29 protein-coding genes are annotated in these 26,017 nt (G+C 36.7%); 23 read left to right on the top strand and 6 right to left on the bottom strand.

Annotation, left to right across the window (positions count from 1 at the left end):
* Positions 1-3 precede the first annotated feature (3 nt).
* Complete coding sequence (pdxT, locus tag MHB58_RS11140; protein WP_065215792.1) at positions 4-591, bottom strand: pyridoxal 5'-phosphate synthase glutaminase subunit PdxT; 588 nt, start codon at positions 589-591, stop codon at positions 4-6.
* A 1-nt stretch (position 592) separates the two neighbouring features.
* Entirely contained in the window at positions 593-1,477 is an 885-nt protein-coding gene (gene pdxS, locus MHB58_RS11135) for a pyridoxal 5'-phosphate synthase lyase subunit PdxS (RefSeq protein WP_340735204.1), read from the bottom strand.
* A 212-nt stretch (positions 1,478-1,689) separates the two neighbouring features.
* On the opposite strand from pdxS, the gene MHB58_RS11130 reads away from it, so the two are divergent.
* From MHB58_RS11130 to MHB58_RS11040, 19 genes are all read left to right on the top strand, one after another.
* Entirely contained in the window at positions 1,690-2,172 is a 483-nt protein-coding gene (locus tag MHB58_RS11130; protein WP_340735203.1) for a nucleoside deaminase, read from the top strand.
* 229 nt (positions 2,173-2,401) lie between these two features.
* Positions 2,402-2,695 (top strand): hypothetical protein, encoded by a 294-nt coding sequence (locus tag MHB58_RS11125; protein WP_065215795.1) that lies wholly within the window; start codon positions 2,402-2,404, stop codon positions 2,693-2,695.
* Between the two features lie 108 nt (positions 2,696-2,803).
* A complete protein-coding gene (gene thpR, locus MHB58_RS11120) occupies positions 2,804-3,370 on the top strand; it encodes an RNA 2',3'-cyclic phosphodiesterase (RefSeq protein WP_340735202.1) in 567 nt (188 codons plus the stop codon).
* Positions 3,371-3,549: 179 nt separating this feature from the next.
* Positions 3,550-3,939 carry a DUF2500 domain-containing protein gene (locus MHB58_RS11115; protein ID WP_340735201.1) on the top strand — a complete coding sequence of 130 codons (390 nt, stop codon included), beginning with the start codon at positions 3,550-3,552 and terminating at the stop codon, positions 3,937-3,939.
* 157 nt (positions 3,940-4,096) lie between these two features.
* On the top strand, positions 4,097-4,867 hold the full coding sequence (locus MHB58_RS11110) for a hypothetical protein (RefSeq protein WP_340735200.1): 771 nt from the start codon (positions 4,097-4,099) through the stop codon (positions 4,865-4,867).
* A 274-nt stretch (positions 4,868-5,141) separates the two neighbouring features.
* On the top strand, positions 5,142-6,308 hold the full coding sequence (locus MHB58_RS11105) for an acyl-CoA dehydrogenase family protein (RefSeq protein ID WP_008404007.1): 1,167 nt from the start codon (positions 5,142-5,144) through the stop codon (positions 6,306-6,308).
* Positions 6,309-6,628: 320 nt separating this feature from the next.
* Positions 6,629-7,843: an MFS transporter gene (locus MHB58_RS11100; RefSeq protein ID WP_340735199.1), complete on the top strand. Its 1,215-nt coding sequence runs from the start codon at positions 6,629-6,631 to the stop codon at positions 7,841-7,843.
* An 81-nt stretch (positions 7,844-7,924) separates the two neighbouring features.
* Positions 7,925-9,472 (top strand): class I adenylate-forming enzyme family protein, encoded by a 1,548-nt coding sequence (locus MHB58_RS11095; protein WP_340735198.1) that lies wholly within the window; start codon positions 7,925-7,927, stop codon positions 9,470-9,472.
* Positions 9,473-9,509: 37 nt separating this feature from the next.
* The gene (locus tag MHB58_RS11090) at positions 9,510-11,549 is read left to right on the top strand and encodes an ABC transporter ATP-binding protein (RefSeq protein WP_340735197.1); all 2,040 of its coding nucleotides are present in this window, start codon (positions 9,510-9,512) and stop codon (positions 11,547-11,549) included.
* Entirely contained in the window at positions 11,546-12,493 is a 948-nt protein-coding gene (locus tag MHB58_RS11085) for an ABC transporter permease (protein WP_340735196.1), read from the top strand. Before MHB58_RS11090 ends, MHB58_RS11085 begins: the two co-directional genes overlap by 4 nt.
* 110 nt (positions 12,494-12,603) lie before the next feature.
* Positions 12,604-13,443 (top strand): ABC transporter permease, encoded by an 840-nt coding sequence (locus tag MHB58_RS11080; protein WP_014823596.1) that lies wholly within the window; start codon positions 12,604-12,606, stop codon positions 13,441-13,443.
* Between the two features lie 37 nt (positions 13,444-13,480).
* Positions 13,481-15,100 carry an ABC transporter substrate-binding protein gene (locus MHB58_RS11075; protein WP_340735195.1) on the top strand — a complete coding sequence of 540 codons (1,620 nt, stop codon included), beginning with the start codon at positions 13,481-13,483 and terminating at the stop codon, positions 15,098-15,100.
* Between the two features lie 65 nt (positions 15,101-15,165).
* Positions 15,166-16,167: an MBL fold metallo-hydrolase gene (locus MHB58_RS11070; protein ID WP_014823597.1), complete on the top strand. Its 1,002-nt coding sequence runs from the start codon at positions 15,166-15,168 to the stop codon at positions 16,165-16,167.
* A gap of 100 nt (positions 16,168-16,267) precedes the next feature.
* Positions 16,268-17,032, top strand: coding sequence for a beta-ketoacyl-ACP reductase (locus MHB58_RS11065; RefSeq protein ID WP_340718561.1), 765 nt, complete (start codon positions 16,268-16,270; stop codon positions 17,030-17,032).
* A 17-nt stretch (positions 17,033-17,049) separates the two neighbouring features.
* Positions 17,050-17,499, top strand: coding sequence for a MaoC family dehydratase N-terminal domain-containing protein (locus MHB58_RS11060; RefSeq protein ID WP_008403997.1), 450 nt, complete (start codon positions 17,050-17,052; stop codon positions 17,497-17,499).
* Positions 17,496-17,894, top strand: coding sequence for a MaoC/PaaZ C-terminal domain-containing protein (locus tag MHB58_RS11055; protein WP_340735194.1), 399 nt, complete (start codon positions 17,496-17,498; stop codon positions 17,892-17,894). Before MHB58_RS11060 ends, MHB58_RS11055 begins: the two co-directional genes overlap by 4 nt.
* Before the next feature lie 78 nt (positions 17,895-17,972).
* Positions 17,973-19,142, top strand: coding sequence for a thiolase family protein (locus tag MHB58_RS11050; RefSeq protein ID WP_340735193.1), 1,170 nt, complete (start codon positions 17,973-17,975; stop codon positions 19,140-19,142).
* A 41-nt stretch (positions 19,143-19,183) separates the two neighbouring features.
* Positions 19,184-19,801: a TetR/AcrR family transcriptional regulator gene (locus tag MHB58_RS11045; protein WP_014823600.1), complete on the top strand. Its 618-nt coding sequence runs from the start codon at positions 19,184-19,186 to the stop codon at positions 19,799-19,801.
* Between the two features lie 306 nt (positions 19,802-20,107).
* Complete coding sequence (locus MHB58_RS11040; protein ID WP_340735192.1) at positions 20,108-21,907, top strand: S9 family peptidase; 1,800 nt, start codon at positions 20,108-20,110, stop codon at positions 21,905-21,907.
* Positions 21,908-21,987: 80 nt separating this feature from the next.
* Here the strand turns inward: MHB58_RS11040 and MHB58_RS11035 are convergent, their stop codons facing one another.
* Both MHB58_RS11035 and MHB58_RS11030 read right to left on the bottom strand, forming a co-directional pair.
* Complete coding sequence (locus MHB58_RS11035; protein WP_014823602.1) at positions 21,988-22,479, bottom strand: hypothetical protein; 492 nt, start codon at positions 22,477-22,479, stop codon at positions 21,988-21,990.
* On the bottom strand, positions 22,479-22,883 hold the full coding sequence (locus MHB58_RS11030) for a nuclear transport factor 2 family protein (protein ID WP_014823603.1): 405 nt from the start codon (positions 22,881-22,883) through the stop codon (positions 22,479-22,481). Before MHB58_RS11030 ends, MHB58_RS11035 begins: the two co-directional genes overlap by 1 nt.
* Before the next feature lie 176 nt (positions 22,884-23,059).
* On the opposite strand from MHB58_RS11030, the gene MHB58_RS11025 reads away from it, so the two are divergent.
* The 3 genes from MHB58_RS11025 to MHB58_RS11015 are packed head-to-tail and all read left to right on the top strand — an operon-like array spanning position 23,060 to position 24,372.
* The gene (locus MHB58_RS11025) at positions 23,060-23,191 is read left to right on the top strand and encodes a hypothetical protein (protein ID WP_014823604.1); all 132 of its coding nucleotides are present in this window, start codon (positions 23,060-23,062) and stop codon (positions 23,189-23,191) included.
* A gap of 57 nt (positions 23,192-23,248) precedes the next feature.
* A complete protein-coding gene (locus MHB58_RS11020; protein WP_014823605.1) occupies positions 23,249-23,449 on the top strand; it encodes a hypothetical protein in 201 nt (66 codons plus the stop codon).
* A complete protein-coding gene (locus MHB58_RS11015; protein ID WP_285848843.1) occupies positions 23,422-24,372 on the top strand; it encodes an aminoglycoside 6-adenylyltransferase in 951 nt (316 codons plus the stop codon). Before MHB58_RS11020 ends, MHB58_RS11015 begins: the two co-directional genes overlap by 28 nt.
* A gap of 101 nt (positions 24,373-24,473) precedes the next feature.
* On the opposite strand, the gene MHB58_RS11010 is transcribed toward MHB58_RS11015, so the two are convergent.
* Complete coding sequence (locus MHB58_RS11010; protein WP_014823606.1) at positions 24,474-24,746, bottom strand: YesK family protein; 273 nt, start codon at positions 24,744-24,746, stop codon at positions 24,474-24,476.
* A 125-nt stretch (positions 24,747-24,871) separates the two neighbouring features.
* Entirely contained in the window at positions 24,872-25,342 is a 471-nt protein-coding gene (locus MHB58_RS11005; RefSeq protein WP_014823607.1) for a DinB family protein, read from the bottom strand.
* Positions 25,343-25,442: 100 nt separating this feature from the next.
* Between MHB58_RS11005 and MHB58_RS11000 the strand changes: the two genes are divergently transcribed.
* On the top strand, positions 25,443-25,982 hold the full coding sequence (locus MHB58_RS11000; RefSeq protein WP_014823608.1) for an AAA family ATPase: 540 nt from the start codon (positions 25,443-25,445) through the stop codon (positions 25,980-25,982).
* Positions 25,983-26,017: the final 35 nt, after the last annotated feature.

The raw sequence follows: 26,017 nt of genomic DNA, 5'->3' as shown, positions 1-26,017 counted from the left end.
AATTTATCTAGGAACCTTTGTAAATTCATTTACCATACCAATAAAATATTGAAGTATTCGAACATCATCCGTCAGTTCGGGATGAAAAGAGCAGCCTAAAAATTGTCCATCTCTAGCTAATACAATCCGTTCTTCATATGTAGCAAGTATTTCGACCTGTTCACCAATGGTTACAATATGCGGAGCTCGAATAAAAACTGCTGATATGTCATCACCAATTGATGGAATTGCTAAAGCAACTTCAAAACTGTCTACTTGTCGGCCGAAAGAATTTCTTTCTACTTCAACATCCATTAAACAAAGGTGAGGGGTAATGGAACCCTTAATCTTTTTTGCCAATAGTATGAGACCGGCACATGTCCCGAACATGGGAATCCCTTGCTGTGCCAATGCTTGTATAGGTGCTAATAAGTCATTGCGTTCTATAAGCTTACCGATAGCTGTACTTTCTCCACCAGGCAAAATAAGACCATCAATACCACATAAATCATTGCCTGTTTTTACTTCCACAGCTTCATGATCAAGAAGTTTAATCTGATTCATATGCTCACCTACTGCACCTTGTAATGCAAGTACTCCTATTTTTGCCATACTACCAGCCACGCTCCTGCATCCGTTCATTAACATTCAGTGTAGCTATTTCAATTCCTTTCATCGGAGTTCCAAGTTCCTTCGAAATTTCAGCAATCAGTTTGTAGTCTTTATAATGTGTTGTTGCTTCCACAATGGCACGCGCGAATTTTTCAGGATTCTCTGATTTGAATATACCGGAACCAACAAATACACCATCTGCACCAAGTTCCATCATTAACGCGGCATCTGCAGGTGTAGCTACGCCACCCGCAGCAAAGTTCACAACTGGTAAACGTCCTAAACGTTTAATTTCCAACAGTAATTCGAATGGGGCTCCTAAATTTTTTGCCTCTGTCATTAATTCGTCCGCATTCATTCCTATAACACGACGTACTTGAGCATTGACTTTGCGAAGATGACGAACTGCTTCTACAATGTTGCCTGTCCCCGGTTCACCTTTAGTACGGAGCATAGAAGCCCCTTCGCCAATACGTCGAGCTGCTTCTCCTAAGTCACGGCAACCACAAACAAATGGCACTGTATAATCACTCTTTAGTAAATGGTATTCTTCATCAGCCGGTGTTAAAACTTCACTTTCATCGATATAGTCGACACCCATTGACTCTAAAACCCGTGCTTCTACAATGTGACCAATTCGTGCTTTTGCCATAACAGGAATCGTAACAGCATTCATCACTTCTTCCACAATTCGAGGATCCGCCATACGGGCAACACCGCCAGCTTTCCGAATATCAGAGGGCACACGTTCCAGCGCCATCACAGCTACTGCTCCTGCAGCTTCAGCAATTTTTGCCTGTTCAGCGTTAATGACATCCATAATAACGCCGCCCTTTTGCATCTCTGCCATTCCACGTTTTATTCGATCAGTTCCAACTTGTACCATGTAAATAACCTCCATTCCTGTAATGATACTTAGTATAATGAAAATTGACCGTATTAAAATAGCCAATTATTCATTAATCGATAAGGTCAGTAGAATTTTGTCTGAAAAAATAAGGATTAGAGTACGAATGAATACTCACTTAAGGAGTCGGATAATTCTGTTATAATTATGTTTGTAAAAGTTTCTACTTACTGGATAAGGAGGATACGAATATGATAAATAATCTAGATTTGAAGCACTTACAACGTTGTGTTGAATTAGCAAAAATTGCGCTTAAAAAAGGTGACGAGCCATTTGGTTCAGTACTTGTTTCCGCCGATGGAGAGGTCCTTTTTGAAGACCATAATCACGTGGCAGGTGGTGACCATACCCAACATCCGGAATTTGCAATAGCGCGATGGGCAGCAAATAATATGAAACCTGAAGAAAGAATCAAAGCGACAGTATATACTTCCGGGGAACATTGTCCGATGTGCGCTGCAGCACACGGTTGGGTTGGTTTAGGCCGGATTGTTTATGCAAGTTCTTCTAAACAATTGGTAGAATGGCTAGCTGAATTGGGCCAAGCTCCTTCACGTGTAAGGAATCTTTCCATTCAAGAGGTTATTAACGATATTACTGTCGATGGTCCTGTTCCAGAGCTAGCGGAGGAAGTTCATCAACTCCATCGTCAGTTTCACGAAAAGAGAAGTTAACTATAAATCCATTTTAAAATAGAAGTGGATAGGTTGAGATGGTTGAAAGCAAGCGCGATTCTGTAGTAAGGATCAGCGCTTATTTTCATTAAAAGTCCATAAATCTGAAGGAGAAAAATATATAGTAGGAATTTTTTATTTAACAATCAACAAGCGTAGTTCATTAATAAGGAATGCGTCTTCTTTATAAAGACTGACAAAATAGTGAAATATAAAAGGGGTGTATGAAATGTGGCAGCAAAATCATAAAAGTGTAAAAATCTATTTTAAAATATATTTAATATTGGCAGTCTTTTTATTAGCAGGCTGTTCATCTATTCAAAATGTCATATCTGAAGATGAAGCAAAACAAATGGTCTTGGATCATCATTTTAACCATAATAGTAAAACTGAAATACGATCTGTTGAATTGAAAAATAATAAATACTTCATTGCGTGGGAAATAAAAGATAACTGCGAACTTGGGAAAGATAGTGTTAATAAAAAAGGCGAAATCGAGATGATTGAAGCCAGTATTTGTTAGTTAAAATATGCCTTTCAGAAGGAATCTAAGGGAAATACGGTCGATAAGATATTTTTGTATTAGTTTTAATAATAATGTCCATTCTTTTATAGAAAGAGGTGAAAGAATATGGAGAGAGTGGCGCACTATTTTTGGGCGGTTCGGATTCCGGATGGAATTAAACAAACTATTCACGAGGAACTCACACGAAGTAAACCAATATTCCAGTTTAAGCGTTGGGTAGATTTAAATGATTATCATATAACGCTTGCCTTTCTCGGTGCTGTAAATCCGCAGCAACTTTCATCCGTAATTAAATCAGTTGGGAACGCCATACAAAATCAAAAAGCATTTATGTTAGACATTAAAGGCCTGGGTGTATTTGGGGCTCAAAGTTCACCTCGTATATTTTGGGGAGCGGTAAGTGAAGCAGCCCCTTTGTATAAACTTCAGGAAATTGTGCATCAAACTTGTCTAAATGAAGGGTTTACACTAGAAACACGGCCTTATCATCCACATATTACATTGGCACGAAAATGGGGAGGCAATGAAGATTTCAATGTGGACAACTTAGTCACGCATAACCCATTCAAAGCAAAGCCTTTATCTTTTCAAATCACTGAAATCGTCCTTTATAAATCGAATGTTGAAAACACACCGAAATATGAACCAATTGCGACGTTTTCATTAGTATGATTATCTTCATTTTAATATTGTATAAGTAGGCGGGGGCGATTCTGTAAGGTGAATCAGCGCTCGTTTTTTAATCTGTAGTTATAGGGCTCTAGAAGTTATTTGGTAAATATATGTCATCAATCTGAAACTTTCTTCCAGTTTATCCGTATAATTTAGTTATCAGAGCAAGGGGGAATATCATGTATGACATGCCAGGAAGTGGGGATTGGTTATTTAACTTCGGACCAATATTTATAGCACTTATTTTTATTATCATAGTTATTTTAATAATTGGCAATATATTCAGTGGATTAAGACAATGGAAGGAAAATGAGAACTCACCTCGCCTGTCTGTTCCGGCCATCGTAAAAGTTAAACGAACAAGTGTAACGAGACATAATCATCACCATCATGATAACAACCACCACTCACACAGTACCTCTACAAAGTACTTTATAACATTTGAATTCGAGAGTGGTGACCGGTCTGAGTTTCATGTTTCAGGCAAGGAATATGGTATGCTCGCAGAAGGGGATATCGGCACGTTAACTTTCCAAGGAACAAGATATATTGATTTCACTAGAACGTAGCTTACGTAACCCAACTAAGCTCGTTGATATAAAAACCGCGCGATTCTTTTATTAGGATCAGCGCTTTTTTGTACGGGTGAAGTGCTATCCATAATTTGAACATGTATTTTGAAACATGTATGATAATTTATACAAGCCAAACTTGAGGAGTGAGATCTTGAAAAAATATGTCCCATTTGTCTTAAGCTTTCTTCTTCTAGCAGCGTGTAACGAGACGAATAATAACACGACAGCCGATCAGGATTCCGGAGCAGTTACAAATTCTAATGAAGTAGAAACAACAAATTCTCCAAATAATGAGGGGACAGTTTCTAATCAACCGGCAGGCAATACTGCTACGGCAGAAGATTTTCAAAGTATTATTCCGAGTAATTGGGATGTCAACATGCCAACTGACTTTCCTGTTTCAAAGGACAGCTATTTAACTGCGATTACAACGACAAATAATAATGTCATAACATTTAATTTCTATGAAACTCCATCTAAACTGGCAATAAATGATAACGCTATAAAGCAAAGCGGCACGTATACAGGTCAATTAACAATTACCAAATATGATTCAAAGGAATTGGCGAGTAAAGAAATTGATCAAACTCTTTACGATAGTGGACAAGCTGTTGATTTAGGGCACGGAATTACAGGCTACCAGGATGGCGGGGCAGGCTCTCTATTTACAAGCTGGAATGAAGGGCGTTGGGCAATTATTGCCCGGTCATTGACGGAAAAGGCTGAGGAAAGCTTGAACACAGCAAAGGAAACAGTCGAATTTTTAGAATCGAACATGCTTCCGATACCAAAAGATTATGGTTCTTTACATGTCGATGCTGAGCAAACTGGAACAATAGCGAAGTGGCAAAAAGGAAATTACTTATACACAATGACAGATTTTGGTGAAGATACATTACCTTGGATTGTGAAGTTTAAATAAATTTTTACACGTATTTAAAGAACAAATTTCCAAACCTTCGAACAAAAATAATTTGATACGAAAGCTGTTAAGAAACCCGAAAGATTTCATTCTTTTGGGTTTTTTTATCTTTATTAAAAGACCATTCATTTTATAAAATGAAAGCGCTTCAAAATTTCTCGCATATATAAACTGTTAGATTCATAACGTGTTGTAACTGAGTATTCTATAAAATTGTGAATATTATTTAACAATTTCGTACTCAAATAATTTCATTTACAAGGAGATGTTATTAATGGATTTTACGCTAAATGATGAACAAAAAATGATTCAAAAAACAGTTAGAGATTTTGTGAATAAAGAACTGAAGCCTTTGGAGCAAGAAGTATTAAAAAATGAAAGGGAAGGCAGACCTGGTATCTCTAATGAAAAAATAAAAGAATTAAGAGAAAAGGCAAAGGCAATTGGATTTTGGGGCATTAATACGCCTGAGGAATACGGTGGAGCAAATTTAGGACCAATTATGTCAGTGTTAATTGCAATGGAATTAGGAAGAACTTTTGTACCGTTCAACTTTGGTGGTTCTGCTGATAATATCCTTTATTTAGGTAACGAGGAACAGAAACAGAAATATTTAATCCCTACCATTAATGGTGAAAGACGTTCTTGCTTTGCTTTAACCGAACCTGATGCAGGATCAGATGCAAGAGGTATTCAAATGAGAGCGGTTAAAGATGGCGACCATTGGGTGTTAAATGGTGAGAAAGTATTTATTACAAATGGAAATGAAGCAGACTTTGCCATGGTATTTGCAGTGACAGATAAAGAAAAAGGCGCGAATGGCGGAGTAACTTGTTTCCTTGTAGATAAAGAAATGGGTTGGAAGTCGGAATATATTTACACAATGGGCGAATGGGGACCGGCAACATTAGTATTTGATAACGTTCGTGTTCCTGAAGAAAATATTTTAGGAGAACTGGGTCAAGGTTTTAATTTAGGCATGCAGTGGATAGGTCAAGGAAGGTATATGATTCCTGCTGGTGCAATCGGTGCTGCAGAACGCTTATTGCAAATGGCCATCGACTATTCAAAAACACGAGTTACTTTTGGTAAACCTATAGCAGAACGTCAAGCAATCCAATGGATGATTGCAGACTCAGCAGTTGAAATTGAAGCAGCAAAATGGATCGTATTCAGAGCTGCATGGATGGCTGAAAATGGTATGGATCCACGTCATCAATCATCTATGGCAAAACTAAATGGCGCAATTATGGCAAATCAAGTGGTTGATCGTGTTCTTCAAATCCATGGTGGAATGGGATATACAAAGGAATTACCGATTGAACGCTGGTATAGAGAATTAAGATTATACCGCATTTTCGAAGGAACAGATGAAATTCAGCGCAGAACGATTGCAAGAAATTTATTAAAAGGTCATGCAAAAGTTGGAGAGTTACTATAATTAAGACAGCTTCTACTCATTTATTTCTTTAACATACTAACTAGTCAGTTACTATGCGGTAGTAATACTAACCGGTTAGTTAATAAGTGTGGCTCTAGATGAATAGTTAGTTTGCCAAATCAAAATTTAATCCGAAATAGTGTGGGTAGAACATCAATAATCTTTACTATATTTTCAAATTATAGTAAATGCCAGCACCGCTATGCGCTTCGGCTCTTCCAATGGAGGCAAACCCGCCTCCATGTCAGAGTCTCCAACTTGTGTCAGAACTAAGCGAGCGTTCCCCGCTTTTCAATTAAATTGAAAGAAGATGAATATAGATGATGGAAAGGAAGGCGTTCTTTCTACTAGGATTCATAATGTTTTTAACGATGACAGGTTATGGAATAGTACTTCCTACATTACCATTCTTAGCAGATGATTTGGGGCTTTCATCAGTTCAAATGTCATCGTTAATCATAATTTGGGCAGTTTCCCAGTTAATCACTGCACCGATATGGGGACGTTTAGCTGACAAAATAGGGAGAAAACCCGTACTAATGATTGGCGTATTTGGCTTTGGTGTAGCTTTCCTATTACTAATTTTGGCTCAAAATTATTGGCAATTGCTTTTAGTTCGACTAATTGGTGCAGCAATATCGTCTGGTACTCAAACTGCAGCTTTTTCAATGGTAGCTGATCACACTAGAAAAGAGTTTAGAAACCAAACTATCGCGAAAATGGGGGCAGTGAATGGACTTGGCTTTTTATGTGGTCCAGCTATTGGAGGTTTATTTTCTCCATTTGGAGTCGTAGTACCTTTTATTATTGCAGGATCTCTAGCATTAGTAACTCTACCTTTTGCCCATTTTTACATCCGAGATTCGATAAATAATGATAATAAAGAAACTCAGAATACGTTTGCTGGAAATAATGAAACAGTTTCTTTTTGGAAATCCATTACAATGGTTACGAAAACCGGATATTGGAATCATTATATGATCATACTTGGATTGTCCATTGCAGCTTCGAGTTTCTTCGGTCTACTTGGATATTATCTAATAGCAAAATTTGAAGCTACCCCAATCTTTGTAAGTATGGCCTTTAGCGCACAAGCTGGAACTTCTGTCTTGGTACAATTCTTTTTACTAAAAAAATGTTATGAAGTATGGAATGAAGACACGATTACAAAAATTGGCTTATCCTTTACGGCAATTGGCTATTGTTTAATTAGTTTTGCGCCATTAATATGGGTAGCAATTTTAGGATGTGTCTTTACTGGTTTTGGGCAATCATTGGTTCGGCCGACTACTATAGCGATGTTATCAAAACGCACTGAGATGGGGCGAGGTATTACATTAGGCCTCCAAGAATCAATGGATAGTTTAGGGAGAATACTTGGACCTCTTTGGGGGGGCTGGGTATTCATATATCTCGTATCGGCTCCATTTATAACTTCTGCTGTTATAACAGTAATTCTATTAGGTATTGCATTTTTAATAACTTCCCAACAGAAAATTGAAATATCTCTACACAAAGATACTAGTAACTCATAATCGGAAAGATTGACCTTAAAATGTAAGCGCTTTAATGTGAAAAATACTATGAAAATAGTAAATAAAAGTTAGGAGGGTAACATGTTACTAACTGAATTATTGGGTGGAAATATTGAGAATTTTGGTGAGTATAACCTTCTGTATTTCTATGATAAAACTTATACAAATAGTGAAACGGAAATTATTTGTAAGAAAGTTTCTAGTCTTGTCCATTCTCTGGGAGTGGAAAAAGGAGATCGGGTGTTAATTTGTATGCCAAATTGTCCCGAAGTTATTTTCTCTTACCAAGGAGTATTAGGAGTTGGTGGCATCATTGTACCAGCTATGTATCTTTTACATGAAAATGAAATCAACTTTATTTTAAAGAATTCTGAAGCAAAAGTTATTATTACATCATCTATTCTATTGCAAAAATTAAAAAATGCATCCAGTGATTTATCTGTTAAACCGAAGATTATTTGCATTGATCAACCAAGAGAGGAAGATATACAAGAAGAGTTCGAAATCATTGAATGGGATAAGGCTCTTACTAATATATCTATTTATGAAAATGCTCCTTTAGAGTTAAAAGAATCAGATGTAGCCGTCATTCTGTATACATCCGGCACTACGGGTATACCGAAGGGAGTTATGTTAACGCATAAAAATCTCTACTCAAATTCAATGTCAGGATTAAAACTTAGAGCGGAGGACGAAATAAGAAGTACTACTCTAGGGGTTCTTCCTCTAGCTCATATTTATGGTTTTGGCATTATGAACAGTATGTTTTTGCTAGGAAGCTCAGTTGTTATTTTTGATAAATTCGATGCCGAAGAGGTATTTAAGGTTATTGAAAAATTTAAAGTAAAATCCTTTGCTGCTGTTCCGGCTATGGTGCATGCGATGTATTATCATCCGAATGCCTATAAATATGACTTATCTAGTTTAGAAACAGTTGGATCGGGGGCTGCTGCACTAGCGATTAGCTTACGTCATAAGTTTAAAGAAAAATTTGGGGCCGAGGTACGAGATGCGTATGGACTTTCTGAAGCATCGCCAGGAGTTGCTACACAACGTAATGATATGCCGATTAAAGAAGGTTCTGTAGGAGTACCAATGCCAGGCGTAAACATTAAAATCGTGGATGAAGGTGGATATGAGGTACCAGTTGGGGATGTCGGTGAATTGTTAGTACAAGGCGATAATGTAACGCCTGGTTATTTTAAAAATGAAGAAGAAACAAAAAAGGCACTACAAAATGGATGGCTTCATACAGGGGATATGGCAAAAGTGGATGATGAAGGCTATCTGTACATTGTAGATCGTAAAAAGGATTTAATTATTCGAGGTGGATTTAATATTTATCCGAGAGATTTAGAGGAATTGCTAGTTAAACATGAAGCTGTTTTGGAAGCTGCGGTGATTGGTGTTCCTTCCGAAAAAATGAGTGAAGAAATTGTTGCTTGTATTGTGAAAAAGCCGGATGCAGAGGTAAGTGCAAGTGAATTAATCGGATACTGCCAACAAAATTTAGCTAAATATAAGACACCTCGTCATATTGAATTCATTCAGGAACTTCCGAAAAATGGTGTTGGGAAAATCATGAAAATAAAGCTGAGAGAACAATTTGCTAACCTGATATTAGATTAATATAAGTAGTTTAATATACTTGAAAGGAGGCATTCGAATGACTGGAAAAAATGACACACTACTCCAAGTAGAGGAAATGAAGACGGTTTTTAAGACCAGAAAAGGTAACCTAGAAGCTGTTGATGGTATTTCATTTAGTATTTCTAAAGGTGAAACAGTAGCGATTGTAGGTGAATCAGGTTCTGGTAAAAGCGTATCAGCACTCTCGATTTTACGTTTGTTGGACAGTAATGGAGAAGTCACTTCCGGGAAAATCCTGTTTAATAATTTAAATTTAAAAGATATTAGTAATGAGGAAATCCGAAAAATTCGAGGAAATGAAATTGCCATGATTTTTCAGGATCCGATGACATGCTTAGACCCTGTATACACGATCGGTGATCAGATTACAGAAACGATTAAAATTCACGAAACACTTAGTAAAAATGAACTTCAGGAACGTGCACTAGAATTATTAAGGTTAGTTGGACTTCCGGACCCTGAGAGCCGTATTAATGCCTATCCACACCAATTATCGGGTGGTCAAAGACAAAGAGTAATGATTGCCATAGCACTTGCATGCAGACCTAGTTTAATTATTGCAGATGAACCTACAACAGCTCTTGATGTGACTGTCCAGGCACAGATTCTGCAATTACTGAAAGATTTGCAAACCCAGTTTGGAACAGCGATTATCCTTGTTACACATGATTTAGGTGTTGTAGCGGAAATGGCGGATAAAGTAGTTGTTGTCTATGCGGGGCAGGTTGTAGAACAGTCGAATGTGAAAGATTTGTTTAATAAACCTCAACACCCGTATACAGAAGCATTAATGAAAAGTATTCCAAAAATTGATACAAGTAAAGAACGTAAATTGCTCACGATAAAAGGAAATGTTCCAAGTTTAATAGAAATTCCAGCTGGTTGCCGTTTTCATCCAAGGTGTCCTTTTGCTACTGATAAGTGCATAAGTGAGGAACCACCACTTTTTGAATTAGCAAATGGTCGAGAAAGCAAATGTTGGATTGCAGATCCCATCCTGACAGGAAATTGGGAGGGACCAATTTTAACAGAAGAAAATGAGCCTGTCTTTGAGCTCAATCAACATTTAATCAGTAAAAAGAATTTATTGGAAGTAACAGACTTAAAAAAATACTTTCCTATCACAAAAGGAATACTGTCAAGAACAATCAGACACGTTAAGGCAGTGGATGGGGTAACACTGAATATTCACAAAGGCGAAGTTCTTGGTCTTGTAGGTGAATCCGGCTGTGGTAAATCAACTGTTGGAAGATTAATAACAGGTCTTATTGACTCAACCAATGGGGAAGTAAGTTTTGATGGAAAACAATTATCAAATATTAATAGAAAAGAGAAAAAAGTTCTTAGGAAGCGGGTTCAATTTGTTTTTCAAGATCCCTATAGTTCTCTAAATCCGAGGATGACAATTCTCGATATTATTGGTGAACCATTAGAAGTGCACAATCTAGCAAAAGGAAGTTCAAAGCGTCAACGGGTAGGAGAGCTACTTGAAATCGTAGGGCTATCTAAAAATGATATGCATAAATTTCCTCATCAGTTTTCAGGAGGTCAAAGGCAAAGAATTGGTATAGCAAGAGCTTTGGCTACTGAACCAGAGCTTCTGATTTGTGATGAAGCAGTGTCCGCATTAGATGTTTCTGTTCAAGCCCAAATTTTAAATTTATTAAAAGATCTTCAGTTGAAACTAGGGTTATCTTATTTATTTATCTCTCATGATTTAACGGTAGTTAAATATATTTCAGATAGAATAGCTGTCATGTATTTAGGAGAAATAGTAGAAGTAACCGATTCACAAACTTTATTTACAGAACCGCTCCATCCATATTCAAAGGCACTTATTTCCGCTGTGCCAATTCCTAATCCTAATATTCAACCAGACCGAATTATCCTAAGTGGTGAAGTACCAAGTCCATCAAACCCTCCAAGTGGCTGTAAATTTCATACGAGATGTCCTTTTGCAATGGATCTTTGTAAAAAAGAAAAACCTGAACTAATGGAAATTACAGAAGGTCATACTGTTGCCTGTCATTTCTATAGGGAGGTGTCACACATATGATTGACTATATTGTTAGGCGCTTAATTTTTGGGATATTCGTACTATTAATTATGACAACCTTCATTTTTATCGTTATGAGAGCGGTACCTGGTGACGTTGTGACCCTTCAGTTGGCTAACTCTGGTGCAACACCTGAACAAATGGCTGCATTGAAAGCTGAAATGGGTCTAGATAAAAGTGTTTTCGGTCAACTAATAGATTGGGGTAAAAATGCGCTTCAAGGAGATTTAGGTAGTTCTCTTTGGTCAGGTAAGGAAGTATCCCAGATTATATTAGACAGACTTCCCGTAACGATACAACTAGCACTAATGGCAATTGTTTTAGCCATCATTATTGGTATTCCGATAGGAGTTATTTCCGCTGTTAAACAAAATACATTTATAGATCATTTTTTAAAAGTAATTTCAATTGGAGGATTATCTATTCCAAGCTTCTGGCTGGGACTAATCTTATTAACTGTATTATCACTGTCTTTCAATTGGATTCCACCACTTGGTTATCAATCATTCGCAGAAAATCCTATTGTTAATCTACAGCAAATGTTCTTACCCGCAATTTGTCTAGCAATTACACTAAGTGCCAGTATTGTTCGTATGACAAGATCGGCTGTCCTTGAAGTACTGCATTCGGAATTTATCAGAACGGTACGGGCAAAAGGTGCGAAAGAAGCGGTTGTAATATTCAAACATGCCCTTAGAAACTCGTTGATTTCAGTTATTACATTAATTGGTTTACAAATTGGATATCTGCTTGGAGGAACTGTAGTACTTGAATCAATTTTTGCACTCCCAGGACTAGGCAGTTTGATTTTTGAAACTGTATTAGTGAGAGATTATCCAGTTGTTCAGTCAACCGTACTGGTCTTTGGAGCGATGTTTTTATTAGTAAATTTGGTGGTGGATGTGATGTACGGTTGGGTAGATCCACGAATTAGAACTAAGTAAAAAATGCCTCAATATTCTTGTTTCAAGAAAAGGAAGTGATTCATTTGTCTCAAATACAACTAGACTCTGAGTTGCCAAAAGAGAGTATAAAGGCGAGCAGGAACATACACTTGAAAAAATTTAAAGAGGATTGTAAACGCTTTATTCATACGCAAAAAATTGGCTTTATATCTCTTTTAATTATTCTTTTAGTTTTCGCCGTCGCTGTATTTGCACCCTTCATTGCACCGTTTGACCCAATTAGTCAAGATCGTACAGCATTTTTGGCAGCACCAAACTCACAACATGTGATGGGCACTGATGATTTAGGACGTGATGTGTTTAGTCGTCTAATTTTTGGTTCACAAATATCGTTACTTGTTGGTATTGTAACAGTCGTTATTTCAATCGTATTAGGAACATTAATTGGAATGATTTCTGGATATTTTGGTGGGGTAATCGATTTAGTAATTCAAAGAATAATGGATGCAATTATGTCAATTCCAGCTTTAATTCTTGCTTTATTTATTGCAGCTTTGTTGGGACCTGCCATCCAAAATGTAATTATAGCATTGGTGATTATCGAGATACCTCGTTTTGCTAGGATTGTTCGAGGGGAAATGATGAGAATCCGTGAATCTAATTATGTTGAAGCATCTCGCTCGGTCGGTGCAGGTTCATTTCGAATCATTATGAGACATGGATTGCCAAATATGATGGCACCAATCATTGTCATGGCAAGTCTTGCTTTTGGTCAAACAATTATTGCTGAAGCATCACTTAGTTTTCTTGGAATAGGAACTCCACCACCGAATCCATCCTGGGGGTTAATGTTGAGTGATGCGAGTAGATACATGGAAAGTGCACCATGGCTTGTGCTTTTCCCTGGTTTAGCCTTATGTATACTAGTTTTGGCATTTAACTTATTTGGGGATGCACTTCGGGATTTCCTTGATCCCAAAATGTCTTAGGCAGTTAATAACAATTTTCCCTTAGGAGGAAATACTTATGGATAAAAAACTGAAATCCATAATCTATGTGTTCGTTTTAGGATTATTAGTACTAGTAATTAGTGCTTGCTCCGCTGACGAATCATCAGATGAAGGGCCAGACGATAAGGATGGAGGAACTACTGCACCGAAAAGTGGTGGAACCTATACCATCCTTACTCCTGCAGATCCCGATATGCTCGATCCTCATCGTCAGTCATCAATTTATACACATATGCTTGCAGGATTAGTTTATAACAAGCTAGTTACTTATGAAACAGGACCGGATGCTGCTTATACAGATTATAATGTTGTGCCGGATCTTGCAGAGCGTTGGGAAGTATCTGATGATGGAAAGACCTATACGTTCCATCTTCGAGAGGCATATTGGCATGATGTAGAGCCGGTAAATGGCAGACAGTTAACGGCACAGGACGTTGTATCGACAATGGAAAGAATCATCAATTTGCCTGGTCATCAAGCAGCATTATTATCTGTAGTAGAAAGTATTGTAGCGCAAGATGATCAAACGGTAGTCTTTACATTAAAACAGCCATTTGCTCCGTTTTTAAATTTCATGGCAAACCATTTCATGTGGATTTTACCTAAGGAAGCGATTGATGGGAAAGTTGATTTAGCAACTGACGCAATTGGAACAGGTCCATTTGTGTTAGAAAAATGGGAAGATAATGTGCAGGCTACTTACAAAAAAAATCCGAATTATTATGAAGAAGGCAAACCGTATTTAGATGAAATTATTTATAAAGTCGTACCGGAACAGGGATCTCGTATAGCAGCATTTCGTACAGGTCAGGCAGATTCTATAGGTGGACTATCTCCTGAAGAAATAACACAATTACAAAAAACAAATCCAAATATCAAAATTTTTGAAGCCCTGTTTGCTACGCAGGAACAGTTGTATATGAATATGGAAAGAGAACCTTTTACGGATTTACGGGTACGGAAAGCCATTAGTATGGCTGTTGACCGAAAATCAATGGTTAAGGCTATCTACGGCGGCGGTGAAACGAGTGGACCAGTCAATCCTTCATTAGGTGATTGGGCCTTACCTTTAGAAGAGAGAGAAAAATTATTATCATATAACCCAGAAGAGGCAAAAAAGCTACTGGCAGAGGCTGGGTATCCAAATGGTTTTGATACGACCATGATGGTAACGAATGGCTACGGAGAACAACTTGTGCGTGTCGCACAATGGGTTGCGGAAGATTTAAGAAACGTGGGAATTAATGTCGAAATAGAGGTGGTTGAATATGCTGCTTACTTCTCGGAAAAATGGCCGAATGTCGATTATGACATGGGTGTAGGCTATCAAACATATTTCCAGGAGCCTGATGAATGGCTTCGTACGCAATTACACACGGATGGCTCCAGAAACTGGTATAACATCAGAGACCCGGAATTAGACAAATTGCTTGATGAACAGAGAACAATACTGGATGTTGAAAAAAGAAAACAATATATCTATGAAATTCAACGTTATGTTTTAGAAAATGTAGTTAATCCGATTCCAATCACAACTTATTATACGAAGACTCCGATACAGCCTTATGTAAGAGATTCATATCCACATGCTTCATACGGATACGGATATTTAAAAGATGTTTGGTACGATAAATAAATTACTCAACATTATAGAGTGTTGGATACTATTTGTGTAAAAAAATATCGTCACATGGAAGGTATGTGAGAAAAATTCCGACAAAAAAAGGATTGAGTACTTTGCAAAGGATAGAAAAAATAGAGTTAACAACCAACTTCCCGATTGGTCCGGTAAATTCATATGTTGTGTTTGGAGAGAAGTTAACCCTTATTGATGCCGGTCTAAAAAATAAACAGGGTTGGGATGATCTCAATAATGGCCTGCATCGTCTAGGCGTTGAAATAACCGATCTTGAACAAATTGTATTAACACATCACCATAATGATCATACAGGTCTTGTGGACTGGATTTTAGAGAAGAATCCTACTATTAAGATTTTTGCTCATAAAGATACTGAAATGATTTTAAAAGATGAAAGCTATATAGAATGGAGCGCTGAATTTTTTCACAACTTATTCATTGAATTCGGTTTAACAGAAGATATGGCTATCAAGTCAGCGTTTCGTAAGGGACACCGGGATTACTTCCAAACTGCATCTGTTGATGAGGTACTAGAGGAGGGAGATATGGTACCGGGTTTACCTTCATTTCAAGTAATAGAAACGTTAGGTCATTCACAGGATCATATTTCTTTTTACTCCGCGGATGAGCAGTTGTTCATTTGTGGAGATCACATTATCAAAGGGGTCCATGGAGGGATGTGGATGGATGCACCTAAACCCGGAAATACGCGTGCAAAACCCTTAATCCAATATCTAAAGAATTTAGAAAAGTGCAGAAAACTTTCTGCTAACTTTACTTTTTCAGGACATGGCCCCATTATTTCCGATTTAGATGAAGCAATTGACGGACATATAAGCAATATAGAACATCGTGTAAGTCGTGTGATCAATACACTAAAAAAAGCAAATGGTGCTGCAACCGGATTTGAAATTATACAAGACATGTACCGGGGAAGGTATGAGAAAGCTGTAATTACATTTTTGTTTGAAATTATAAGTGTACTGGATTTATTAGAAGAACGGAATATTGTCATTTCAGAAAAACAAAATGGAGTATTTAAGTACCGATTAGTAAATAATTAGTGAAAAAAGCATAATGTTTCGTTTGACTGAATAATTCTTTAAAACTACTAATAAAATGTTAAGACACAAAATTTTAGTAGATAAGGCAGGAGGAATTTATTTGACTGGAAGATTTGAAAATAGAGTTGCATTTATAACTGGCGGTAGTCGCGGTATAGGGAAAAGCATTGCAGAAACTTTTACTGAAGAAGGAGCAAAAATCGCCATAATTGATATTGATACGGAAGCATTACAAAATGTACAGTCTGAATTTAAAGAAAAGGGATTCGACATTTTAGCTCTACAGGCAAATGTTGTAAATTCACATGAAGTTGAGGCAGCGATGGAACAAGTTATGAAGGAATATGGATCAATTGATATTTTGGTTAACAATGCAGGCATTATCCGCGATAACTTACTATTTAAAATGACAGATAATGACTGGGATCAGGTAATCGATGTTCACTTGAAAGGTGCCTTTAATACAACCCGTGCAGCACAAAAATACATGGTTCAGCAGAAGTATGGAAGAATTATTAATATTTCTTCAACTTCGGCATTAGGGAACCCCGGGCAAGCAAACTATTCAACGGTTAAAGCTGGCTTACAAGGTCTGACAAAAACACTGGCGAGAGAATTCGGGAAATTTGGCATTACGACAAATGCAGTTGCACCTGGTTTTATCGAGACAGATATGACGAAAGCTACTGCAGAGCGAATCGGTGTACCTTTTGAAGATTTCCTGAAGGCAGGTGCCAGTAAAATACCTGTTGGCAGAGTTGGAAAGCCTAGAGATATCGCAAATGCAGTTGCTTTCTTTGCTGATGAAAATTCCTCATTTGTAAACGGGCAAGTACTCTATGTAGCTGGCGGACCGACAAATTAAAGAGAAGGGATGAAGTTTTGTATACAGAGTATATTGGACTAACTTCTAACAAAGTAAGAAATGTAATTGAAAGAGAGCTTGTAAGAAGATTTGCTGAATCCATTGGAGATAATCATCCAATCTATACTGATGAAGAGATTGGTAAACAATCACGATATGGTACAAATATTGCTCCCCCTACATTTCCAAGGGTGCTTAGATCTGGTTATATCGATGGACTCAAATTACCGTTAAAAGGATTAATACATGGTGAACAGATTTATCATTATGAACGACCTCTTTTGGTTGGAGAGGAAGTCTATTGCTACTCGAAAATAGAAGATTACTATGAAAAAGAAGGCAGCACCGGAAAAATGGGCTTCCTGAAGATGACACGGTATGGTGAAGACAGAGATGGGAGATTAATTTTCACTGAAGAGTCGATCACAATCATCACGGAAACGGTAAGGAGGTCCTTAAACGTATGACAGTTTTAGCAGATATAAGAAAAGGTGAATCTCTTGAAACGACACTAGAACCAGTATCGAGAATGGATTTAATCAAGTATTCAGGTTCTTCCGGTGATTTTAATCCGATTCATACAATTGATGAAGAAGCTAAAAAAGCTGGTCTACCAGGAATTATTGCTCATGGTATGTGGACGATGGGCAACCTTTCCAAGCTGTTTACGGCTTATTATGATGAGGGCTATATAAAAGATTATAATATTCGATTTTCAGGAATGGTGTTTTTAAATGATGTTCTTACTTTAAAGGCTGATTTAGTTGACATAGTGGATCAATCACTAATCTTTGATGTGAAAGCTATAAACCAGCATCAAAAAGCTGTGGTTAAGGGAAAATTAATATTTGAACGGTATTAATTAAAAAGGGTTTGTCTCGATTTCAAATAGGATAGGGGCAAATCCTTTAAATATAAACTGATAATGAGGAGACCATATATGAAAAGAGATGCTGTCATTGTATCAGCTGTTCGTACGGCGATTGGAAAACAAGGTGGGGCATTAGCAAGTCTTCCTGCTCATCTGTATGGAGGGGAAGTTATTAAAGAAGCAATCAAGAGAGTGAATCTTAATCCTGAAATGATCAATGATGTGATTTTAGGAAATGTTTTAAGTGGTGGCGGCAATATTGCAAGATTGACAGCTTTACAGGGCGGTTTATCTGTCAACATACCGGGGTTAACAATAGACAGGCAATGTGGTTCAGGTATTAATGCAGCTGCATTAGCTACCCAAGCGATACAATCTGGGGCAGGTGATATATATGTTGCCGGGGGTATTGAAAGCATGAGCCGTGCACCATATCAATATGAGCGTCCAGAACAAGCATACAGCTCAATCCCGCCAAGGTATCGTAAAACATTACTTGCTCCTGAAGAAATCGGAAACCCGGGCATGGGAACTACTGCAGAAAACCTTGCCAAAAAATACGATATTACGAGAAAGGAACAAGATGAGTATTCTTTAAGAAGTCAACTAAGAATGGCAACTGCAATTAATGAAGGGCGTTTTGATGAACAAATTGTTCCAATTAGTATCCCTGTTCGTAAAGGTGAGCCGATTCTTTTTAACAAAGATGAGCATCCGCGTCCGAATACAACGTTAGCTGCATTAGCAAAGCTATCGCCGGCTTTCCAAAGAGATGGAACTGTCACAGCAGGTAGTAGTTCCGGACTGAATGATGCGGCATCAGCAATGGTCATTATGTCTCGAGAGAAGGCTGAAGAATTAGGAATTCAACCATTAGCCACGATTAAAGGATCAACCGTTGCAGGAGTAGATCCTAATATTATGGGAATTGGTCCCGTACCGGCAACGAAAAAATTATTAGAGAAGTTGAATCTTTCTTTATCCGATATGGACATTATCGAATTGAACGAGGCGTTTGCTGCACAGGTTATCGCCTGTGACCGGGAATTGGGAATCGATCCGGAAAAACTAAATGTTAATGGCGGAGCAATTGCGCATGGGCATCCATTAGGTGCAACAGGCGCAATTTTAATAACAAAAGCTGTTTATGAATTGAAACGATCGGCTGGGAAATTCGCCCTTATTACAGCTTGTATCGGTGGAGGCCAAGGAATCTCTTTAGTAATCGAAAGGGAGTGAACTAAAATTGTAAAAAAATAATGACTTGAGGAGTAAATTAAATGCGCGGAAGAATTCTAAAAGAAAGTATAGACCTCTTTGATAAAAAGGGATTCAGCAAAACTTCCATTCAAGATATTATTGATACGATTGGTGTGACGAAGGGTACCTTTTATTATTACTTTAAAAGTAAACAAGAATTATTAATGGATATTCACTTAAATTATATTAAAGAGTTATTAGCTGAACAAGAAGTGATATTTAATGATGAATATCTTAGTAATAAAGAAAAAATGAATAATTTAATCTCTTTAATTATAAAAAATATTAAAATACATGGGAAGAGTGCAAGAGTATTTAATCGTGAATTTCGGCATCTCGATGATAATCAATTAAAGTTAATCAATGATTATCGTAAAGAGTTTCGAATTAAGCTTCAAAAACTCTTAGGTGAAGGAATAGAAAAAGGGGAATTCAGGGATGACCTTCGATGTGATATTGTCATTTTTGGAATTCTAGGCATGGTTAACCGTTCGTATAATTGGTATGATCCGGATGGGGAAGTGTCAGAAGAAGAGTTAGTGAATACCTATATGGATATAATATTAAATGGAATAAAAAAAGAGGAAAAAACTGCACTCATTAATGAAAAAATTATAGAAAATCATTTTACAGTTTAAATGGAGAGTTATGAATAAAAATAATAGTATATGTGCGGATGAAGGTTTCAAATATACCTTTGTAAAGATTTATATAAGTAAAAGAGTAAACAGGTGGTGTTCTGTATTACTCTTTTTTTGTTTTTTATAATCTATAAATGAATATATGTGAATTCAGTTAATTTGTAATACTATTTTACGAATGGTTTAGTAATTGTATACAATTTTTCGTATATTCAATTGTTTTATTTCAATTAAAAGTATATTTATGGTAATTTAGTAATAATACAGTTTTTACAATTTAAACATTAAGGAGGAGTATTCAATATGGTATCATTTCCTAAACCAGGGGCAGAGCAGTTTTTAAGGACATTTTCAATTAGAGATTTTGCGGTGAGTCCGGATGAAAATCAACTTGTTTTCAGTACAAATTTAAGCGGAAAGTATAATTTATGGGCAATGAATCTGCCAAGTACATTCCCGACACAGCTGACATTCAATAATCAGAGCTGTCATGGGCTTCTGTATGATAAACAAGGACGATTCATCTTGGCAGGTTTTGATGAAGATGGCAATGAAAATACACAATTTTATGGTTTGCCTCTTCATGGGGGTACATTAAAACCGATTATTAATGAAGAAGGAACGCGCAATACAGGAATGATTCTTTCGGAAGACGGGAAAAAGCTTTATTACACTTCATCAAAAGGAAATCCCTCTTTTTTGAATACGTATAAATATGACCTGGAGACAGGGGCGGAAGAATTGATTTTAGAAGGAAAAACTACTCCTACATTAACAATTGGTTTAAGCCCTAATGAAGAAACCCTTCTTTATATGATGGGGTATTCAAATACGCATTCGCTGTTGTATGCAAAACGGGGGAACGAAAATACTTTGTTAACACCGTCTACCGATTGTCAGCACACAGTTAGTGACGCTTGTTTCGCAACAAATGATCTCATTTATTTTTTAACGGACTACGACGCAGATTTTACATACTTGGCTTCGTATAATTTAGAGACAAATGAATTTACTAAAGTGAAAGATATAGAGAATGAAAGCTTCACTACCCTGAAATATGACCAACACAAGCAGCACCTATATATAGTTAGTGAAAAGGGTGTAGAAGATACTGTATACATGTATGATTTGGGCTCAGATGAATGGGAGAAAATACAAACGCCATGTAGTACTATCGATAAGTTAGTTGTAACAAAGTCAGGAAATTTATATATGTTAGGCGGAACTGCTACTAAACCGGATAATATTTACCGATTTACAGATAATGAATGGACTTCTCTTACACAATATACAGTACCGGGTGTCGACCATAGCGAATTAGTGGAGCCGGATGTCATTTCGTATGCTTCTTTTGATGGGCTGGAAATTGAATCTTTATTCTTCAAAGCTAATAAGGAAAATGATAATGGGGAAATCATCTTTTGGCCACACGGTGGTCCGCAAGCTGCAGAGCGAAAATTCTTTAGAGCTTCATTCCAATTCTTTTTAAATAATGGCTATAGTATTTTTGCACCAAATTTCCGTGGGTCAACGGGTTATGGATTAGCTTTCATGAAAATGGTGGACGGAGATTGGGGATACGGTCCGCGTCTTGATAATGTCGCAGGTCTCGATTGGCTTATTGACAACGGTTATGCAGAGAAGGGGAATATTTTATTGATGGGTGGAAGCTATGGTGGCTATATGGCATTGTTGCTTCACGGACGACATGCGGATTATTTCAAAGCTGTTGTCGATATCTTTGGGCCGTCTGATTTGTTTTCTTTTGTCAATTCGGTTCCGGAAGACTGGAAACCGATGATGGATCAGTGGGTAGGAAATCCTGAAAGAGACAAAGAAAAGTTTATCGAATATTCTCCGATTACGTATTTAGAGACGATGACAAAACCAATGCTCGTTATTCAAGGAGCAAATGATCCACGAGTTGTGAAGGAAGAATCGGATCAAATTGTGCAGGCGTTAAAAGATAAAGGCCGTGAAGTCGAATATATGCTTCTTGAAGATGAGGGTCATGGATTCTCTAAAAAAGAAAATGAAATTGCGGTTTACCAAAAAATCCTTTCATTCTTCAGCCAATTTGTTGAATCTAAAGTAAAGGCATAAAAAAACATCAATTATAATTAATGATACTATACAAAATACAAACAGCGACAATAATAATTATACGAGATTGTCGCTGTTTTTTACTTAGAAGTAATGATATCCATTAGCGTTTTTAAGCCGTCATTCACTTTTACTAGCTGATCATTGTCTTTCACTACAAAAAGATACACTTTATCGTTATCTTCTAAAGAATACATGTACCTGTCTTCCAAATGCTGTGCTAGTGCTGGCTTACTATTAAATTGATGGACCCTCACTACATACTTGACTTCGTTTTCTTGTAAGTATTCGATTTCGAGCAGTGGCTCTTCTTTAAATATCTTATTATCTGTCCGTTCCAACTGTACATAGGGGAACCTGTAGATTTCAACCATAGGAGTAAAAGCAGAATCCGAATCCGTAAATACTAAAATTTCTTCATTTGTTTTGGTATCTCTTACTGAAATAGTATCAATATTACTACTCAAAGCTGTTCCTATTATGGCATCTCTGCTAGACTCTTGCCACATATCAAAAATAAACCAGCCCAAAACAATGACACCGATAGAGATTACCCATAGCCATCTTCTCATTATTTGGATACATTCAAATTCACTGTTGATGAACTGCTAGTAAAACTAGTTAATTGAAGTGGCGTGATCGTACCTTGGTGGAAATAGAGCTGCCAATGCCCGTCAATCAATTTCCATATCGAACTACGCAGTGTATTTCTTTCTCTCGTTGTATCGACTAAAAAATAAGTAGCTAAGACAATGTCATGAGCGAGCGGGTAGATTTCGTAGTTGTGCAGCTTCATTTCTGTCAAAACAACACCAGTTTCAAGACACTCTTTTTTATCGTAAATATAACCGGAGCTGCCAATCTCAAAGAAGTCATCTGCTAAAATTGCATCAAGCTTTTCTTTACTCCTTCTAACTTCTAAACCAGTATGACTTTCCTCTAACTGCTGTAAATGCTCTTTTAAATTCTCTATCATCACAATTACCACCTAACTTTTTTAATACATCTAAACTTTTATTTCTAGATTATTCAATGAAATCCTTTAATTCGACAGGAGGACGTCATACTTTGAACGTTGACATTGCTTATGAATACAAAAAGTTGAAACATTTACCATATATATTCGTATAGATACATAAAGGAGGAATTTATATGACTCTAAATAATAAGTTACAAAACGAGGGAAAGAAAAAATCCAGCTACAACTACATTATTCCTGTTTTTATTGGTGGGGCTATAGGGGCAGTTTTAGGTGTAGTTGCATACGTGAAGGACTGGCTCTGATATTTTTTATGAAAGCTAATTTCAAATCTTTAACAAAGGGAGATTGGAGGTAAATTTATGGATGCATTATCAATTCTCGCAATTGTACTCATCGTCACCGGAATGGTTGTATGTGCAATTAAAATGAGGAGCTTGAAAGATAAAATTCACGATAGTTCAGCTACTCCAATAATCCTTAGGTGGATAATAGCAACTGCAGCGTGGGGAGTATTGAGCATTTATATTGTAGCATGGTGGCTAATGCCTCGATTGCTTTAAAAACTACAATATATAAAAAGAGGATTAATGAATTCCATTTTCGAATTTTAATAAAAGGACGTAGAAACGAAGGAGCTGTTTTAGAATGTGTGGGATTAGAAACTAAGATAAGAAAACGAGATGTTGGTCTTCCGAAGCATCGTCAGGAATTACTGGAAGCAATTGAACTTGATTTAATCAATGATGAGAATGTTTTGGCTGTTTTTTACGGAGGGTCCATCGGAAATGAGGAAACGGATCTATATTCTGATATCGATCTCCGTATAGTTGTGAAAGAAGAAGTATATGAAGAGTATAGGTTGAACAAAAAGCAACGGGCCAGTAATTGGGGAAATGTTCTTTACTTTGAAGACTTTCATTGGGCAAATTACAGTACGGCACATTATAGGTCATTTATAAAAGTGGACAGTTTTTATTATAAAAAGGTGGATATGAAGCCATCTATATGGACTCAGAAATTAAAAATTGTCCATGATCCAACAGGTTTGATCCATGATGTAGTAACAGAATCAGCGGATTTAACGTATAGACCATCTGTTCAAGAAATAGAACATTGGAGAACAAAATTTTTTGCTTATCTGCATGAAGCGTACAGAAGAGTAATGAGAAATGAAATCTATTATGCACTTCACAATATAGATAATTTAAGGTTATCCATGATAACTGGTTGGTATATGGAAGCAGGCATACAACCGAATGCCTTTGGGGATTGGGCAAAATTAGAAGGGGATAGAAGCAAACTAAATGAACGACAATTATCACTGTTAATTCAGTGGCAATGCAATAGAGAACAAGAAGAAATTTTTAATGTAATGAAAAATATCATTCCGGAATTTATTCAAATTCACAAGAAATTATGTGAGCAATACGGAGTTGATGAGAACATCGAGTGGGTAAAAGAAATTATAGATTTGGTAATGTAAATTCATATATAAGTCAGCTGTAATATGGCAGTAGAGAATATAAAAAACGCTCAGTTTTTAAATATCCCTGAGCGTTTAATATGCTTATTCAACTAAAGCCCTTACTTCGTGTTTTGATAAATAATACCAAAAATAGTACCTATCCAAACGCCTATAAAAATAGTAAAAGCAAAGAAGCCTAGACCCATGCCTTCCCAACCACCAACAACAAATATGCTGAAAAGTATTAATCCGATACAAAGTAGGCTCATTATAGCAGAAGTTAAAAGTAAAACATTTTTTGAAACTTTACGGGCAATAAAAAACATCATAAATGCAAAGAATAATCCTAACAATAATAAAGGAGTCCATCCGTCTAACATCAAAGCATCCACTTAATTACCCCCTGTTATGTTTTCCACGAACTGACATGACTGTTATATACGCTAAAGTACATCCTGTAAAAATTTTAACATAAATTTTCCATTTATTTAAGGGCAAAGGGACAATGCTTAATGGATTACTCAAAAATTCTAATGATTAAATCCGAAGAAATCGGCTTTCGCTGTATTTCTCTAGCCCAAACGGATAGCTGCCCAATGTGATGTATCTCATGCGTTATCATATGAGCGAAAATCTTTTTTTGCGTAAATTCTAATATTGAACCGTCTCGTCGCTGTACTTCTATAATATTATTTTCATAGTCTGAAGGAAGTTGTTCAATGAACTGTTCAGTAAACAATTGGACAAAAGTCGAATATTCTTTGATCTCATTCAATTGTGTAAGTAGTTGTCGCCTTTCAAAAACTACCTTTTCATCAACTAATGAATTCAACCAGAGCAACTCACAATCTATTATGTGGGTAAGTGTTTCTCGTATACTTTTCATACCGCCAACCCGCTCTTTATGAAATTCTTCTTCCGGTAATGATTCACACCAAGTGAACCAATCTTCACGTACTTGCCAATTGTATTTAAATAAAGATAACATTTTGCACCTCATTCTAGTAGAATAGTAAGAAAATTATAACTTAAATGGATTTATTGGGAAACATTATTGAGTATTACTTCTAATTTAAGGAGTTGAACGAATGAGTAAAATAGCAGCACATAAGGTCTACATCATTTCAGGACCGGCCGGGGTAGGGAAATCAACAACTTCAAAAGAACTGGCTAAAACATTTAAGAACAGTGCCTATATTTCTGGTGATTATATTAGCCATATGCACATTAACGGGAGAAAAAAGCCGTGGGAAAGCTCGGAAGAAATGTCGTTGATTTGGGATAACATATTAAGTCTCACAAAGAATTTTATTAAGTATGGCAATGACGTCATCGTTGATTATGTAACCTTCCCTAAAGAAGCAGAATGGATTAGCGAGAATCTTAAAAGTTTAAATGTGGAAGTAATTTACGTAGTTTTATGGACTGATAAGAAGACTTTATTGACTAGGGATAATATGAGGTTACCGAGCGCCAGAATGGGTGAACGATGTGTGATTTTAGTAGATGAGTTCATAGAAACAGGATTAAATGAAAAACACATTATTGATACAGGCAATACTTCACTTGATGATATCTTAGATGTGATCAATGAAATAATAAACAACCCAAAATATAAATTAAATTAGAATCATATAAGTAGAGCGAAATTATGATTTAGAAG

This window comes from Solibacillus sp. FSL K6-1554, from assembly GCF_038005185.1.
GTDB classification, from domain to species: domain Bacteria; phylum Bacillota; class Bacilli; order Bacillales_A; family Planococcaceae; genus Solibacillus; species Solibacillus silvestris.
Note: the sequence above shows the minus strand (reverse complement) of the source record. Positions and strands in the feature narration are given on the sequence as shown.